This window comes from Streptomyces sp. NPDC059989, from assembly GCF_042736975.1.
Classification (GTDB): Bacteria; Actinomycetota; Actinomycetes; order Streptomycetales; family Streptomycetaceae; genus Streptomyces.
This window is the reverse complement of record NZ_JBHWUO010000029.1, coordinates 90,365-104,674: the sequence shown is the minus strand read 5'-3', so window position 1 is coordinate 104,674 and position 14,310 is coordinate 90,365. Positions and strand designations below refer to the sequence as shown.

The following is a 14,310-nucleotide window of genomic DNA, read 5'->3' as shown; positions in this document are numbered from 1 at the left end:
GCCGGGGCGGCCGGGGCGGCCGGGGCGGCCGGGCGCAAGCGCCACCACCGCCACCCCGACCTACCGCTCGCCGCGCGACTCCCCAGTACGGTGAACCTTCCCGGTCACGGCGCTAGCCCCGGCCGCCGCCTGCACGCGCCGCCTGGCGTGCGTCCAGTGCGTGCAGCACCCGGCGGGCGAGCGGGTACGTCCGCACCATGTCGGCCAGGGTGGTCGAGCCGCGCGTGATCCGGGCGAAGGCCCGCCACGCCGGCCGGAACCCGGTGATCGCCGCGTGCAGCATCCCCGGCCGGGCCTCGAAGACGCCCAGCATCCGCTTGCCGACGCCCATCTCCACACCCAGCCCCGCCTTCACGGCGAAGGCGTAGTTGAGCGCCTGGCGGCGCGCGTCCACCGCGTCCTGTGCCTCGGAGATCTTCACCGCCCACTCCCCCGCGAGCCGCCCCGAGCGCAGCGCGAAGGAGATGCCCTCCCGGGTCCACGGCTCCAGCAGCCCGGCCGCGTCGCCCGCGACGAGCACCCGGCCGCGCGAGAGCGGCGAATCGGGCTTGCGGCAGCGGGTCAGGTGCCCGGAGGAGACCGCCGGTTCGAAGCCGGCGAGTCCGAGCCGGGCGATGAAGTCGTCCAGGTAGCGCTTGGTCGCGGCGCCGTCCCCCTTCGCCGAGATGACCCCGACGGTGAGGGTGTCGCCCTTGGGGAAGACCCAGCCGTAACTGCCGGGCAGCGGGCCCCAGTCGATCAGCACCCGCCCCTTCCAGTCCTCCGCCACCGTCTCCGGGACGGGGATCTCCGCCTCCAGGCCGAGGTCCACCTGCTCCATCTCGACCCCGACGTGCCCGCCGATCCGGCTCGCGCTGCCGTCCGCGCCGACCACCGCGCGGGCCAGGACGGTCTCCCCGTCCGCGAGCACCACGGCCACCGTGCGCCGGTCGGGCACGGCCGCCCCGTGCTGTTCCACGCGGGCCACGGCAGTACCCGTACGGATGACGGCGCCGGCCTTCTCGGCCTCGGCGACCAGTCCGGCGTCGAACTCCGGCCGGTTGATGAGCCCGAACAGCATCTGCTTCGAGCGCCGGGTCCGGGTCAGCTTCCCGTCGAGCGAGAACGTCACCGCGTGGATGCGGTCCTTGAACGGCAGCACGAACCCCGGGGGCAGGGCGTCGCGCGAGGGGCCGATGATGCCGCCGCCGCAGGTCTTGTACCGGGGCAGCTCGGCCTTCTCCAGCAGCAGGACGCGCCGCCCCGCCGTCGCCGCCGCGTGCGCGGCCGAGGAGCCGGCCGGTCCGGCCCCGACCACGACCACGTCCCACACCTCGCCGGTCCCCCCGACCGCCTCGTCCCCGGCCCCCTGCGCGGCCTGCCCTGCGCTTGCGTCGCGTACGTCGTCGTCGCTGCTCACGATGTGCTGATGCTCCTGATCACCCGGTTGCTCCGATGCCGGGCAAATCCTACGGCGAGACTCCGCCCCGTCCTGTTGTGCGAGGATCGGGACTGTCTTCGCCGTACCCGGCATACGCCCACCACGCGGATCCGGGCGGCGTACTACTGAGAACAACGTCGCACCCAAGAGGAGCGTGCCCATGTCCCAGAATCCGATCGCCGAGACCATCGCCTCGCTGATGCCCCGCGCCAAGCAGGAGCTCACCGAGTTGGTGGCCTTCCAGTCGGTCGCGGACTGGGCGCAGTTCCCCAAGAGCGAGAGCGAGGCCGCCGCCAACTGGGTTGCGGACGCCCTGCGCGTCGAGGGCTTCCAGGACGTGGCGCTGCTCGACACCCCCGACGGCACCCAGTCGGTGTACGGCTTCCTCCCCGGGCCCGAGGGCGCGCCGACCGTTCTGCTCTACGCGCACTACGACGTGCAGCCGCCGCTGGACGACGCCGCCTGGATCTCCCCCGCCTTCGAGCTGACCGAGCGCGACGGCCGCTGGTACGGGCGCGGCTCCGCCGACTGCAAGGGCGGGTTCATCATGCACCTGCTGGCGCTGCGCGCCCTGAAGGCCAACGGCGGGGTGCCGGTGAGCGTGAAGGTGATCGTCGAGGGCTCCGAGGAGCAGGGCACGGGCGGCCTCCAGCAGTACGCCGAGGCACACCCGGAGCTGCTGGCCGCGGACACGATCGTCATCGGCGACGCGGGCAACTTCCGCCTCGGCCTGCCGACGGTGACGGCCACCCTGCGCGGGATGACCCTGCTGAAGGTGAAGATCGACACACTGGGCGGCAACCTGCACTCCGGCATGTTCGGCGGCGCGGCCCCCGACGCGCTGGCCGCGCTGATCCGCGTACTCGACTCGCTGCGCGCGGCCGACGGTTCGACGACCGTCGACGGGCTGGCCTCCGACGCGGTCTGGGAGGGCCTGCAGTACCCGGAGGCGGACTTCCGCGCCGACGCGAAGGTGCTGGACGGGGTCGAGCTGATCGGCGACGGCACGATCGCGGACCGGCTGTGGGCCCGCCCGGCCGTGACGGTGCTCGGCATCGACTGCCCGCCCGTGGTCGGCGCGACCCCGTCGGTGCACGCGAGCGCCGGCGCGCTGATCAGCCTGCGGGTGCCGCCGGGCGTGGACACCTCGGCGGCCATCAAGCTGCTGGAGGCGCACCTGGTGGCGCACACCCCGTGGAAGGCGCGCCTGGAGCTGGAGGTCGTCGGCCAGGGCCAGCCCTTCCAGGCGGACACGAGCAGCCCGGCGTACGCCTCGATGGCGGCGGCGCTCCAGGCCGCGTACCCGGGCCAGGAGATGCAGGTCGCCGGCATGGGCGGCTCGATCCCGCTGTGCAACACGCTGACGGAGCTGTACCCGGAGGCGGAGATGCTGCTGATCGGGCTGAGCGAGCCGGAGGCGCAGATCCACGCGGTCAACGAGAGCGTGTCGCCGGAGGAACTGGAGCGGCTCTCCGTGGCGGAGGCCCTCTTCCTGGTCAACTACGCGGAGTCCAAGCGCGGCTGACCCCGGTGGGGGCCGGGGCCGGGGAGCGGCGCCGCCGCGCGAGCGGCCCCGGCCTCCGCCCGGGCTTTCCGGGGCGGACCCCCGGCAGCGTCCGCTCTCGGCGGACTCCGCTCCCGGTGAAGTCGCGTGCGCGGGGCGGACCCGGATCCGTAGCGTCGGGCGTATGGATCTTGTCGAAATCATCCCGAACCGGCTCCACATGCTCCGCTTCCCTATCGGCCAGGCCTATCTCTGGCAGGACGGCGCAGCCCTCACCCTCATCGACGCGGGCAACGCCCGGTCCGCCGCCGAGATCGAGGGGGCCATACGCTCCCTCGGGCTGCCGCCCGAAGGGCTGGAGCGGATCGTCCTCACCCACTGCCACCGCGACCACGTCGGCGCGGCCGGCGAACTCGCCGCCCGCTGGGGCGCGCAGGTGCTGGCGCACCGTCTGGACGCACCGGTGATCCGGGGCGAGCGGCCCGTACCCGAACCGGTGCTGCTGGACTGGGAGATCCCGCTGTACGCCCACGGCCTGACCGTCCCCGAGGCCTCGCCCACCCCGGTGGACCGGGAGCTGGAGGACGGCGAGGCCCTGGGCTTCGGGGACGGGGCGTACGTGGTGCACGCCCCCGGCCACACGGACGGCAGCATCGGCATCCATCTCCCGCACTACGGCGTGCTGTTCACGGGGGACTGCATCGCCGCCGTCGGCCCGCTGATGCTGGGCGTCTTCAACGTGGACCGCGCCCGGGCCGTCGAGTCCTTCCAACGCCTGGCCGCCCTCGCCCCGTCCACGGCCTGCTTCGGCCACGGCGACCCCCTGACGGTGGACACCGCGGCCGCCCTGGCGAAGGCGGCCGCCGACACTCCGACCGGCTGATCCCCCGGCGGGGTTCAGCCGACCGGGACACCCGCCTCCAGGTAGAGGGGGCGGCCGCGTTCGCGGGCGCGCAGGGCCCCGCGCAGCCGCTCGTAGCGGTGCGGCGGGAGGAGGGCGGCGGCCTCGGCCTCCGTGACGAAGCGCCAGGCCCGCAGTTCCGGGCCGGGCAGCCTGAGGCGCTCGGCCGCTCCGTCCGGGAGGCGGCCGCCGTCGAAGAGCAGCCGCAGCCCTCCGTAGCCGGGGGGCAGCGGGGGCTCCCAGTCGACCACCAGCAGGCCCGGCGTCCGGTCCAGTACGAGGCCCAGTTCCTCGGCGACCTCCCGTACGCCCGCGCACGCCGGTGCCTCTCCGGCTTCGACGACGCCGCCCGGGAACTCCCAGCCCGCCTTGTACGTCGGATCCACGAGGAGCACCCGGTCCTGGTCGTCGAAGAGCAGCACCCCGGAGGCCACCGTCTCCCGCGTGGGCTCCGGGCTCTGCACGATCTCGCTGACCCGGGCCGTGTCCGTGCGGACGGCCTCGGCGATCCGCTCCGCCGTCTCCCGCGGGGTCAGGGCGCCGTTGTCGACGAGGTGCGCGTCGGCGGTCAGCCAGCCGAGTGCCTGCTGGTACACCGGTATGTGGTCGTAGGCCCACTGGCGGACCCGGAGGTCCACCTCCTGCGGCGACCCGGGCTCCTCCCGGGTGGCGATCCGCTCGCGCAGGATCGTTTCCGCCGGGGCCAGCAGCACATGGCGCACCGGGATCCGACGGGCCGCCAGCCCGCCGAAGATCTCGTCCCGGTACTCCTGCCTGAGCAGGGTCATCGGTACGACGAGCACCCCGCCCAGTTCCGCGAGCATCGCCGCCGCCGTGTCCACCACCAGCCGCCGCCAGCTCGGCAGGTCCTGGTAGTCGGACACTTCCGCGAGACGTTTGCGCGGCAGCAGCACGCGCAGCGCGTCACCGATGAACTCCGGGTCGAACAGGGTGCTGTCCGGCAGGATTCCGGTCAGTTCGCGGGCCGTGCTGGTCTTTCCGGCACTGAATGTGCCGTTGATCCAGACAATCACGTCTACCCCTCTCCCCATGGCTCGTCCGGAGCCCCCAGTGGCTTGCCCGCACCACCCTGCCACGGAAACCTCAACTTGGGCCTACTGCTTATCCTCAAGGTCAGAGCGCTGCCCGATACCTCCGGAGGTTTCCCACCGTGCCCCACAGCCGCCGCCCGTCCGACCCCCGTTACGGCAACCGGCCGACCATGAAGGACGTGGCGGCCCAGGCGGGCGTGGGCCTGAAGACGGTGTCGCGCGTGGTCAACGGCGAGCCCGGCGTCACCCCCGACACCGAACGGCGCGTCCAGGAGGCCATCGACGCCCTCGGGTTCCGCCGCAACGACAGCGCACGCGTGCTGCGCAAGGGCCGTACCGCCACCGTGGGCCTGGTCCTCGAGGACCTCGCGGACCCCTTCTACGGTCCGCTGAACCGTGCGGTGGAGGAGGTGGCCCGCGCGCACGGCGCCCTGCTCATCAACGGCTCCAGCGCCGAGGACCCGGAACGGGAGCGGGAGTTGGCGCTCGCGCTGTGCGCCCGCCGGGTGGACGGGCTGATCGTGATCCCGGCCGGTGACGACCACCGCTACCTGGAGCCGGAGATCCGGGCCGGCGTGGCCACGGTGTTCGTGGACCGCCCGGCCGGCCGGATCGACGCGGACGTCGTCCTCTCGGACAACTTCGGGGGCGCCCGGGACGGGGTGGCCCACCTGATCGCGGGCGGCCACCGCCGGATCGGCTTCATCGGTGACCACCCGCGCATCCACACGGCGACGGAGCGCCTGCGCGGCTACCGGGCGGCGATGGCGGACGCGGGCCTGCCGGTGGCCGATGCCTGGGTCTCCCTCGGCTCCACGGGCCCCGACCGGGTCGCGGCGGCGGCGCGCGCGATGCTCGCGGGCCCGGAGGCGGTGTCCGCCGTCTTCGCCGGCAACAACCGGGTGACGGTCACGCTGGTACGGGTCCTCGCCGACCGGGAGCACCCGGTGGCCCTGGTCGGCTTCGACGACTTCGAACTGGCCGACCTGCTCCGCCCCGGCGTCACGGTGGTCGCCCAGGACCCGGCGAAACTGGGCCGGGTGGCCACGGACCGCCTCTTCCAACGCCTCGCCGGAACCGACCTCCCGCCGTCCCGCATCGAGCTCCCGACCCGCCTCATCCCCCGCGGCTCGGGCGAACTCCCGCCGGTCAGCGGATGAGCCCCCGCAGCACGGGCACGGCCCCGCCGGCGGCGGCGAGCCCGGCGAGGACGGCCAGCGCAGTCGGCACTCCGCCGAGGTAGCTCAGCCCGCCGGTGACGAAGCCGGCGAACAGGGCGCCGAGGAGCACGACGGCGGCGTGCAGGGTCAGGAAGGGCGGATCGGTCTCCGGGGGCGTGGTCATGCCCCGATTCCACCGCCCTTCGAGCCCGCGCGCCGCCTGAGCCGAACGACCCGGACCGCCTCCGAACACCGCCGGACACCGGCACTGACCGGCGCCGTTCCACGCTGTTCGGGATTGTCCGGCGGAGCGCCCGGCACGCCCCTAACCTGTGCGGTGATGGACAGCGTGCGTGCATTCAGCGAAGAACTGGAGTCGTTCGCCGCGGACTTGCGTCGACTGCGGCTCGACCGGGGCAAGCCGTCGTACCGCGAACTGGCCGCGCGTGCTGCGAAGTCCCAGACCGGTATCCGGCTTCCCGTGTCCACCCAGAGCGACGCGTTCCGTGGTGACCGCCTTCCGGGCCTGGACCGCCTCATGGGCCTGGTCCGGATCCTCCACTCCTACGACGAGTTCGGGCAGGAGCGGCCTGTCCCGCCCCACAACTCTCCCGAACTGGAACCCTGGCGCCGCCGCTGGCGCGACCTGGCCGCCCTGGATCCGGTCCGGCGCTCCCCAGCACCTGAGTCCGTCACGGCTCAGCGAGCCCCCCTTCCGGGACCTGCACCCGTTTCCGTCGGCAGGACCGGCTTCGCCGTGGCCCACGTCCTCAACACATGCGGGAACAACAACTGGTGTGCGGTGTTCTCGCCCGACGGCCGGATCCTCGCCGTGTCCGGGGAGACCGAAGAATGCGCAGTGATCCAACTGTGGGATCCTGTCCGCGGAGTCGCCATCGGCAAGCTCGAAGGCGGATGCCTCGCATTCTCATTGGCGTTCTCCCCCAGCGGCCACCTCCTGGCCGTCGGAGACGACGGGGGCGCGGTCACCCTGTGGGATACCGAGACGCTCGAGCGGGCAGGGCCGCCCCTGCTCGGCCACCACAGCTCCATCGGCGTGATCGCCTTCGCGGCGGACGGCCGGACACTGGTCACGGCCGACGACGAGATCGTCCACCGTTGGGATACGGCGACCGGAGAGCTCGCCGGATCGCCTCTGATCGGCGAGGTCAAGACAATGCTCTGCCGCTCCGACGGCAGCATCCTGGCCGCGCTCAGGACCAGGCACACGCTACGTCTGTGGGATCTCGCGACCAGTGCGAGCATCGGCAAGCCCCTCATCGAGACGCTCCCCGAGACCATCGGGGCCGCGTTCTCCGCCGACGGCGCCCTGTTGGCCACGACCGTCAGGGAGGAGACCCTGCTGTGGGACACCGCGACCGGCACCGTGGCGTGCAGGCTGCCCGAAGCGGCCGGCCGTGGGGACACCATGGCCTTCTCCCTGGACGGCCGCCTGCTGGCCACCATGAGCGACCACGGCACCGTACGCCTGTGGGACCCTTCGACCGCCACTCTCCTGGGCCCGCCCCTGGCGGGGCACAAGGGTCCGTTCGACCGGTTGGCCATGTCCCCCGACGGCCGTATGCTCGCCGTCTGCGGCGAGGCCGACACCCTGGTGGTGTACCACGACGAGCCGTACGCGGCGCCCTCGCCTTCTCTGCCGCTCGCGGCACGAGCCCTCGACTCCGCCTTGCGTCAGCGTCAGGCCGTAGCTCTGCCTCCCTTGGCGGCGGAGAGCGGAGTCGCCCTGCGCCGGTTGGCGTTCTCGCCGGATGGCGGCCGCCTCCTGGTCCGCACCGAGCACCGCATGATCCTCGTCTTGGATCCGGCGGCACGCGTCCCGCTGCCCGAGACCCTGCTCCTGCCGCCCGGTTCCGCCCCTTGGGCCCTGGACTTCCCCGCCGGCGGCGGCCCGGCCGTGCTGTGGACCCCGGCCAGGACGCCCGGCCGCCCCGTGTCCCTGGTGGAGAGCGTCGCGTTCTGCGCCGCCGCCTGGCAGGTGGCCATGATCGGCGCGGAAGGGCGGGTGCTCATCGGGAACACGGCCGACGGCCGCACGGTCGCCGCGCACGTTCCGCCGTGGGTGTCGGACGTCTTCGCCCTCGCCGCCGCTCCCGACGGGAGCCTGCTGGCCGCCGTGATGGGCGGGCTGGTGGTGCTGTGGGATCCCGCCACCCCGGAACGCCCCGCCCGGGAGCTGGACGCCCACCGGACCACGGTCACCGCCGTGGCCTTCTCCCGGGACGGCCGCCTGCTGGCCACCGGCGACGCCGACGGAACCGTCCTGCTGTGGGACACGACCGCCCCCAGGAGCCCCGGCCGCCACCTCTCCGGGCACTCCGGGCCGGTGTACGACTTGGCGTTCTCCCCCCAGGGACATCTGCTCGCCGGCGCCGGCGCGGACGGCACCGTGCAGCTCTGGGACCCGGCCACGGGTGAGCCCGCCACCGATCTCCCGTTGACGGGCCACACCGGAGCCGTCCGGGGTGTGGCCTTCTCCCCCGACGCGAGCCTGCTGGCCGCCTCCGGGGACGACGGCACCCTGCGCTGCTGGCTGCTGCCGGGCCCGCGCACGCCGACGGCCCGCCCCCGGTGAACCGGGGCCGGGCCTCGCGCGCGTAGGGATCAGGCCGTCGCCGTCAGCGTCGCCGAGCGGCGCGGGATCGCGAAGGCGTCCAGCTCGGCGCGGGTCAGGCCCGTGAGGGCGGTGACCTCCTCGGCGCCGACCGCGCCGCAGTCGAGGCCGCGGACCAGGTAGCCGGCCAGCGCCTTGGCGGTGGCGGGCTCGTCCATCACGTCGCCCTCGATCTTGGCGACGTACGCCTTCAGGCGCGCGGCGGCGGTTTCGAGGCCCTCGCGGTAGAAGGTGAAGACGGCCGCGTAGCGGGTCGGCAGGTGCGCCGGGTGCATGTCCCAGCCCTGGTAGTACGCGCGGGCCAGGGCGCGGCGGGTCAGGCCGTAATGCAGCTGCCAGCCCTCGTGGACCTTCTCGGTGGTGCCGATGGGCAGGACGTTCGTCGAGCCGTCGGAGACGCGTACGCCGGTGCCGGCGGCCGCGACCTGCATGATCGCCTTGGCGTGGTCGGCGGCGGGGTGGTCACTGGCCTGGTAGGCGGCGGAGACGCCGACGCAGGCGCTGTAGTCGAAGGTGCCGTAGTGCAGGCCGGTGGCGCGGCCCTTGGAGGCCTCGATCATGCGGGCGACGGTGGCGGTTCCGTCGGAGGCGAGGATGGACTGGCTGGTCTCGATCTGGATCTCGAAGCCGATCCGGCCCGGGCGCAGGCCGCGGGTGGTCTCGAAGGCCTCCAGCAGCTTGACGAAGGCGGTGACCTGCTCGGCGTACGTCACCTTGGGCAGGGTCAGGACCAGGTTGTCCGGGAGGCCGCCGTGGGCGAGCAGGCCGGACAGGAAGATGTCGGTGGTGCGGATGCCGCGGTCGCGGACGTTGGACTCCATGCACTTCATGCGGATGCCCATGTACGGGGCGTTCGTGCCGTTGGAGTACGCCTCGGAGATCAGACGGGCGGCGCGGGCCGCGGCCTGGTCCTCCTCCTCGTCGGAGCGGACGCCGAAGCCGTCCTCGAAGTCGACGCGGAGGTCCTCGATCGGCTCGCGCAGGAGCTTGGCGCGGACGCGGTCGTAGACCGGTACGGCCAGCTCGTCGGAGATGCCGAGCACCTTGGCGAAGGTCGCGGCGTCCGGGGCGTGCTCGTCGAGGGCGGCGAGGGCCTGGTCGCCCCAGGAGCGGATGGTGTCCGCGGCGAAGACGTCACCGGGCACGTAGACCGTGTGGATCGGCTGGCGGGTGCCGGGGTCGCCCGGGTAGTGGCGCGCGAGTTCCGCGTCCACCGGCGCGAGGGAGGCGCTGATGCCCTCACTGACCGCGCCTGCGAGGCTCGTCGCCACCTTCTCCTGCTGACCCATCGTGCACTCTCCTCTTTTCCGCTTCACGGAAGCTTAGATCCGCATTGCAGAATTTAGTCACGGGGTTCCGCTCAGTCAATGGTCCCTCCGCTCTCCTGGACAAACGACTCGGGGCCGTGCGGTGAGAAACACCACACGGCCCCGAGAACATCAGGCGACGAAGAGAACTCCGAAGAGAAGCGCAGGTCAGCCCTTGCGCGCCTTGATCTCCTCGGTCAGCTGCGGGACGACCGCGAAGAGGTCGCCGACCACGCCGTAGTCGACCAGGTCGAAGATCGGGGCCTCGGCGTCCTTGTTGATGGCCACGATGGTCTTCGAGGTCTGCATGCCGGCGCGGTGCTGGATCGCGCCCGAGATGCCGGAGGCGATGTACAGCTGCGGGGAGACCGACTTGCCGGTCTGGCCGACCTGGTTGGAGTGCGGGTACCAGCCGGCGTCGACGGCGGCGCGCGAGGCGCCGACGGCCGCACCGAGGGAGTCCGCGAGGTCCTCGATGATGTGGAAGTTCTCGGCGCCGTTGACGCCGCGGCCGCCGGAGACCACGATCGCGGCCTCGGTCAGCTCGGGGCGACCGGTCGACTCGCGCGGGGTGCGACCGGTGACCTTGGTGCCGGTGGCCAGGGCGCCGAAGGTGACGGCGAGCGCCTCGACGGCGCCGGCGGCCGGAGCGGCCTCGACCGGAGCCGAGTTCGGCTTCACGGTGATGACCGGGGTGCCCTTGGAGACACGGGACTTGGTGGTGAAGGACGCGGCGAAGGCGGACTGCGTCGCGACCGGGCCCTCGTCACCCGCCTCCAGGTCGATGGCGTCGGTGATGATGCCGGAGCCGATGCGGACGGCCAGGCGGGCGGCGATCTCCTTGCCCTCGGCGGAGGACGGGACGAGCACGGCGGCCGGGGAGACGGCCTCGTACGCGGCCTGGAGCGCGTCCACCTTCGGTACGACGAGGTACTCGGTGAACTCGGGGGCGTCGGCGGTGAGGACCTTGACCGCGCCGTGCTCGGCGAGCACCGCGGCGGTGTCGGCGGCACCGGCGCCCAGGGCGACGGCGACGGGCTCGCCGATGCGGCGGGCCAGCGTCAGCAGCTCGAGGGTGGGCTTGCGGACGGCGCCGTCCACGTGGTCGACGTAGACGAGAACTTCAGCCATGGGACTGCTCTCCTGCTATTGCGAAGTGTCTGGGGGCTATTGAGGGGGTTGGCCGAAGTTCTCAAAAAAGATGAACTTCTGGCCGGCCAGGGCTGTGCCTTAGATGAACTTCTGCTCCGCAAGGAAGCCGGCCAGCTGCTTGCCGCCCTCGCCCTCGTCCTTGACGATCGTGCCGGCGGTGCGCGCCGGGCGCTGCGCCGCGGAGTCGACCTTGGTCCAGGAGCCTTCCAGACCGACCTCGTCGGCCTCGATCTCCAGCTCCTCCAGGTCCCAGGACTCCACCGGCTTCTTCTTGGCGGCCATGATGCCCTTGAAGGAGGGGTAGCGGGCCTCGCCCGACTGGTCCGTCACGGAGACGAGCGCGGGGAGGGAGGCCTCCAGGGTCTCGCTCGCGGTGTCGCCGTCGCGGCGGCCGGTCACGGTGCCGTCCTCGACCTTGACCTCGGAGAGCAGGGTGACCTGCGGGACGCCCAGGCGCTCGGCCAGGATCGCCGGGAGCACGGCCATGGTGCCGTCGGTCGAGGCCATGCCCGTGATGACCAGGTCGTAGCCGGCCTTCTCGATCGCCTTGGCGAGCACCAGCGAGGTGCCCATGACGTCGGTGCCGTGCAGATCGTCGTCCTCGACGTGGATGGCCTTGTCGGCGCCCATCGACAGCGCCTTGCGCAGCGCGTCCTTGGCGTCCTCGGGGCCCACCGTCAGGACGGTGATCTCCGCGTCGTCGGCCTCTTCGGCGATCTGCAGCGCCTGCTCGACGGCGTACTCGTCGAGCTCCGACAGCAGGCCGTCGACGTCGTCACGGTTGACGGTCAAGTCCTCGGTGAACTGCCGGTCGCCGGTGGCGTCGGGCACGTACTTCACACAGACAACGATCCTCAGGCTCACGCCGGCTCTCCTACCGCATCGTCTTTTCTGGTACCGCCTTGTGCAGGCAGCATAGGCGCCTTGTCGGGCGGATCCCGGTCGGGGCGGCCCGCGCTCCGAAGGGAATGTTACTCGTCAGTACACCGTGGGTCTCGCGAAGGTGCAAGGCCGGTGAACTGTGATCTGTCCAACGCCGCCCGACGCGCCCCAGCAGGGACGATTCAGTCGCGCAACGCGTTGAAGCGACCCTGGTGGTAGAGCAGGGGACGACCTTCCCCGGTCGGATCCCCCGCAACCGCCTCCGCGATGATCACACGATGCTCGCCGGCCGGCACCCTCGCCACCACCCGGCACGCCAGCCACGCCAGTACGCCGTCCAGGACCGGCACCCCGTGCGGTCCGACGCTCCAGTCGGTGGCCGGCCCGAAGCGGTCGGCTCCGCTGCGGGCGAACAGGCCCGCCAGCTCCCGCTGGTGCTCGCCGAGTATGTGGACGCCGAGGTACTCGCCGTCGCGCACGGCGGGCCAGCTGGAGGCCCCGGTGCCGATGGTGAAGGAGAGCAGCGGCGGGTCCGCGGAGACGGAGTTGAGCGAGGTCGCGGTGAAGCCCGCCGGCCGGCCGCCGGTCTGGGCGGTGATCACGGCCACTCCGGCGGCATGCTGCCGGAACACGGAGCGCAGGAGGTCGGGCGAGCCGGGGAGTCCGGTGCCGGATCGGGGGGACGGAGCCGTCGGGGCCGCAGGAGCGGTCATCGGGGTCTTCCTTCTGCCGCGCGGTGCGCGGGCACGGTCGGGGATCAGGGGTCGGGGGCGTTCAGTGATCCCAACAGCGCGCGCTCGCGTAGCGGACGAGGTCCACGTGGACCCGTCCGTAGAGCAGGAGTTCATACCGCATGCCGCAAGACTCGCGATTCCCCGTGTACACAGTCAAGCGGGATCCGTCAGATGTCAGGCGCGTCACGCTGCGTGCGGGCGCGTGCACCGGCGCTCCTCGCCCGCGGCGCCGTCGTACGGCGGGCGTACGGCGGGCGTCATACGGCGGCCCCCAGGGCGGCGATCACATCCACCTTGCGCGGCATCCCGGCGGCCCGCCGGACGATCCGGCCCGCCGCGTCCAGGACGAGCACGGTCGGGGTCTTCTCGATCCCCAGGGCACGCATCAGATCGAGCCGGTCCTCGGCGTCGATCTCGATGTGCGCGACCCCCTCCACCATCGCCGCGACGTCGGCGAGGATCCGCCGGGTGGCCCGGCAGGGCTGGCAGAACGCGCTGGAGAACTGCACCAGGCTGGCCCGCTCCCCCGGCTCCTCGCCCAGCTCCGCGGCGCCCAGCACGGCCCGCCCGTCGTCCTGCCCGAGCACAGCGTGCTCCCCTCGTCGCCATCCGTACGGGTACATCATCCCCGTGGGCACATACGCTGGAGCCAGCGCCCTGGACACTGTCCGCATTCCCGGCGTGACGAGAATCTCGCCGGGCACGAGCGTCTGGGCTGGCCAGCAGCCCGCGTATGGGGCACGATCCCCATGGTCGCGTACCTACGCTTCCGTAACTTCCGGCCGGGAGCACCTCCCCAGGCAGAAAGCGGGGTCTCCCCACCATGGCTGAGCTCGTCTACCCTCCCGTGATCGGCGCCGCCCACGGGCTCTTCCGTGCGCTGGACATCCGCATCGACATGAAGGGCACCGAGAACATCCCGCGCAAGGGCGGGGCCGTCCTGGTGTCGAACCACATCGGATACCTCGACTTCATCTTCGCCGGCCTGACCGCGCGGCCGCAGAAGCGCCTGGTGCGCTTCATGGCGAAGGAGTCGGTGTTCCGGCACAGGGTGTCCGGTCCGCTGATGCGCGCGATGAAGCACATCCCGGTGGACCGCAAGCAGGGTGAGACGGCGTACCAGCACGCCTTGGACTCGCTGCGGGCGGGCGAGATCATCGGCGTCTTCCCGGAGGCGACGATCTCCCAGTCCTTCACGCTCAAGAGCTTCAAGTCGGGTGCGGCGCGCATGGCCCAGGAAGCCGGCGTCCCGCTGATCCCGGTGGCCCTGTGGGGCACCCAGCGGCTGTGGACCAAGGGCCGCCCGAAGAACTTCAAGCGCAGCCACATCCCGGTGACGATGCGGGTGGGCGAGCCGATCGAGGCGCCGACGGACCAGTACGCCGGGGCCATCACCCGCCGCCTGCGCGAGCGCGTGCAGGAGCTGCTGGACGCGGCGCAGCGCGCCTACCCGGACAAGCCCAAGGACGCCGCCGACTCCTGGTGGCTGCCGGCCCACCTGGGCGGCACCGCCCCGACGGCCGCCCAGGTCAAGGAAGCCGGCTGACCCGTCCGGACGGACGG

14 protein-coding genes are annotated in these 14,310 nt (G+C 72.5%); 5 read left to right on the top strand and 9 right to left on the bottom strand.

Features of this window, described 5'->3' with window-relative positions:
• Nucleotides 1-112: 112 nt before the first annotated feature.
• Complete coding sequence (locus ACFWBN_RS25090) at nucleotides 113-1,312, bottom strand: geranylgeranyl reductase family protein (protein WP_385179202.1); 1,200 nt, start codon at nucleotides 1,310-1,312, stop codon at nucleotides 113-115.
• Nucleotides 1,313-1,580: 268 nt separating this feature from the next.
• On the opposite strand from ACFWBN_RS25090, the gene ACFWBN_RS25085 reads away from it, so the two are divergent.
• Together ACFWBN_RS25085 and ACFWBN_RS25080 are read left to right on the top strand one after the other, a co-directional pair.
• Complete coding sequence (locus ACFWBN_RS25085) at nucleotides 1,581-2,945, top strand: dipeptidase (RefSeq protein ID WP_385179193.1); 1,365 nt, start codon at nucleotides 1,581-1,583, stop codon at nucleotides 2,943-2,945.
• Nucleotides 2,946-3,108: 163 nt separating this feature from the next.
• Nucleotides 3,109-3,807, top strand: a complete 699-nt coding sequence (locus tag ACFWBN_RS25080) for an MBL fold metallo-hydrolase (RefSeq protein WP_385179191.1) — start codon at nucleotides 3,109-3,111, stop codon at nucleotides 3,805-3,807.
• Between the two features lie 14 nt (nucleotides 3,808-3,821).
• Here ACFWBN_RS25080 and ACFWBN_RS25075 read toward each other — a convergent pair whose 3' ends face one another.
• Nucleotides 3,822-4,859: an NUDIX domain-containing protein gene (locus tag ACFWBN_RS25075; RefSeq protein WP_385179189.1), complete on the bottom strand. Its 1,038-nt coding sequence runs from the start codon at nucleotides 4,857-4,859 to the stop codon at nucleotides 3,822-3,824.
• A 188-nt stretch (nucleotides 4,860-5,047) separates the two neighbouring features.
• Between ACFWBN_RS25075 and ACFWBN_RS25070 the strand changes: the two genes are divergently transcribed.
• Nucleotides 5,048-6,037 (top strand): LacI family DNA-binding transcriptional regulator, encoded by a 990-nt coding sequence (locus ACFWBN_RS25070; protein WP_385179201.1) that lies wholly within the window; start codon nucleotides 5,048-5,050, stop codon nucleotides 6,035-6,037.
• Here ACFWBN_RS25070 and ACFWBN_RS25065 read toward each other — a convergent pair.
• Nucleotides 6,027-6,221 carry a hypothetical protein gene (locus ACFWBN_RS25065; RefSeq protein WP_385179187.1) on the bottom strand — a complete coding sequence of 65 codons (195 nt, stop codon included), beginning with the start codon at nucleotides 6,219-6,221 and terminating at the stop codon, nucleotides 6,027-6,029. The genes ACFWBN_RS25070 and ACFWBN_RS25065 overlap by 11 nt on opposite strands.
• A gap of 156 nt (nucleotides 6,222-6,377) precedes the next feature.
• On the opposite strand from ACFWBN_RS25065, the gene ACFWBN_RS25060 reads away from it, so the two are divergent.
• The gene (locus ACFWBN_RS25060) at nucleotides 6,378-8,633 is read left to right on the top strand and encodes a hypothetical protein (RefSeq protein ID WP_385179185.1); all 2,256 of its coding nucleotides are present in this window, start codon (nucleotides 6,378-6,380) and stop codon (nucleotides 8,631-8,633) included.
• Between the two features lie 29 nt (nucleotides 8,634-8,662).
• On the opposite strand, the gene ACFWBN_RS25055 is transcribed toward ACFWBN_RS25060, so the two are convergent.
• The 6 genes from ACFWBN_RS25055 to ACFWBN_RS25030 form a co-directional block, all read right to left on the bottom strand.
• Nucleotides 8,663-9,961, bottom strand: coding sequence for a DUF6986 family protein (locus tag ACFWBN_RS25055; RefSeq protein ID WP_385179184.1), 1,299 nt, complete (start codon nucleotides 9,959-9,961; stop codon nucleotides 8,663-8,665).
• 186 nt (nucleotides 9,962-10,147) lie between these two features.
• Nucleotides 10,148-11,110: an electron transfer flavoprotein subunit alpha/FixB family protein gene (locus ACFWBN_RS25050; protein ID WP_385179183.1), complete on the bottom strand. Its 963-nt coding sequence runs from the start codon at nucleotides 11,108-11,110 to the stop codon at nucleotides 10,148-10,150.
• A 99-nt stretch (nucleotides 11,111-11,209) separates the two neighbouring features.
• On the bottom strand, nucleotides 11,210-11,995 hold the full coding sequence (locus ACFWBN_RS25045; RefSeq protein ID WP_385179182.1) for an electron transfer flavoprotein subunit beta/FixA family protein: 786 nt from the start codon (nucleotides 11,993-11,995) through the stop codon (nucleotides 11,210-11,212).
• 200 nt (nucleotides 11,996-12,195) lie between these two features.
• Nucleotides 12,196-12,726: a flavin reductase family protein gene (locus ACFWBN_RS25040; protein WP_385179180.1), complete on the bottom strand. Its 531-nt coding sequence runs from the start codon at nucleotides 12,724-12,726 to the stop codon at nucleotides 12,196-12,198.
• 61 nt (nucleotides 12,727-12,787) lie between these two features.
• A complete protein-coding gene (locus tag ACFWBN_RS25035; RefSeq protein ID WP_356870695.1) occupies nucleotides 12,788-12,868 on the bottom strand; it encodes a putative leader peptide in 81 nt (26 codons plus the stop codon).
• Between the two features lie 136 nt (nucleotides 12,869-13,004).
• Nucleotides 13,005-13,370, bottom strand: coding sequence for a TlpA family protein disulfide reductase (locus ACFWBN_RS25030; RefSeq protein ID WP_385179199.1), 366 nt, complete (start codon nucleotides 13,368-13,370; stop codon nucleotides 13,005-13,007).
• A gap of 200 nt (nucleotides 13,371-13,570) precedes the next feature.
• On the opposite strand from ACFWBN_RS25030, the gene ACFWBN_RS25025 reads away from it, so the two are divergent.
• The gene (locus ACFWBN_RS25025; protein WP_385179179.1) at nucleotides 13,571-14,293 is read left to right on the top strand and encodes a lysophospholipid acyltransferase family protein; all 723 of its coding nucleotides are present in this window, start codon (nucleotides 13,571-13,573) and stop codon (nucleotides 14,291-14,293) included.
• Nucleotides 14,294-14,310: the final 17 nt, after the last annotated feature.

Bases quoted from the DNA above. Each gene is read 5' to 3' on its own strand.
- ACFWBN_RS25085 (WP_385179193.1), top strand. From the start codon at position 1,581: ATGTCCCAGAATCCGATCGCCGAGACCATCGCCTCGCTGATGCCCCGC.
- ACFWBN_RS25080 (WP_385179191.1), top strand. From the start codon at position 3,109: ATGGATCTTGTCGAAATCATCCCGAACCGGCTCCACATGCTCCGCTTC.
- ACFWBN_RS25070 (WP_385179201.1), top strand. From the start codon at position 5,048: ATGAAGGACGTGGCGGCCCAGGCGGGCGTGGGCCTGAAGACGGTGTCG.
- ACFWBN_RS25065 (WP_385179187.1), bottom strand. From the start codon at position 6,221: ATGACCACGCCCCCGGAGACCGATCCGCCCTTCCTGACCCTGCACGCC.
- ACFWBN_RS25060 (WP_385179185.1), top strand. From the start codon at position 6,378: ATGGACAGCGTGCGTGCATTCAGCGAAGAACTGGAGTCGTTCGCCGCG.
- ACFWBN_RS25055 (WP_385179184.1), bottom strand. From the start codon at position 9,961: ATGGGTCAGCAGGAGAAGGTGGCGACGAGCCTCGCAGGCGCGGTCAGT.
- ACFWBN_RS25050 (WP_385179183.1), bottom strand. From the start codon at position 11,110: ATGGCTGAAGTTCTCGTCTACGTCGACCACGTGGACGGCGCCGTCCGC.
- ACFWBN_RS25040 (WP_385179180.1), bottom strand. From the start codon at position 12,726: ATGACCGCTCCTGCGGCCCCGACGGCTCCGTCCCCCCGATCCGGCACC.
- ACFWBN_RS25035 (WP_356870695.1), bottom strand. From the start codon at position 12,868: ATGCGGTATGAACTCCTGCTCTACGGACGGGTCCACGTGGACCTCGTC.
- ACFWBN_RS25030 (WP_385179199.1), bottom strand. From the start codon at position 13,370: ATGTACCCGTACGGATGGCGACGAGGGGAGCACGCTGTGCTCGGGCAG.
- ACFWBN_RS25025 (WP_385179179.1), top strand. From the start codon at position 13,571: ATGGCTGAGCTCGTCTACCCTCCCGTGATCGGCGCCGCCCACGGGCTC.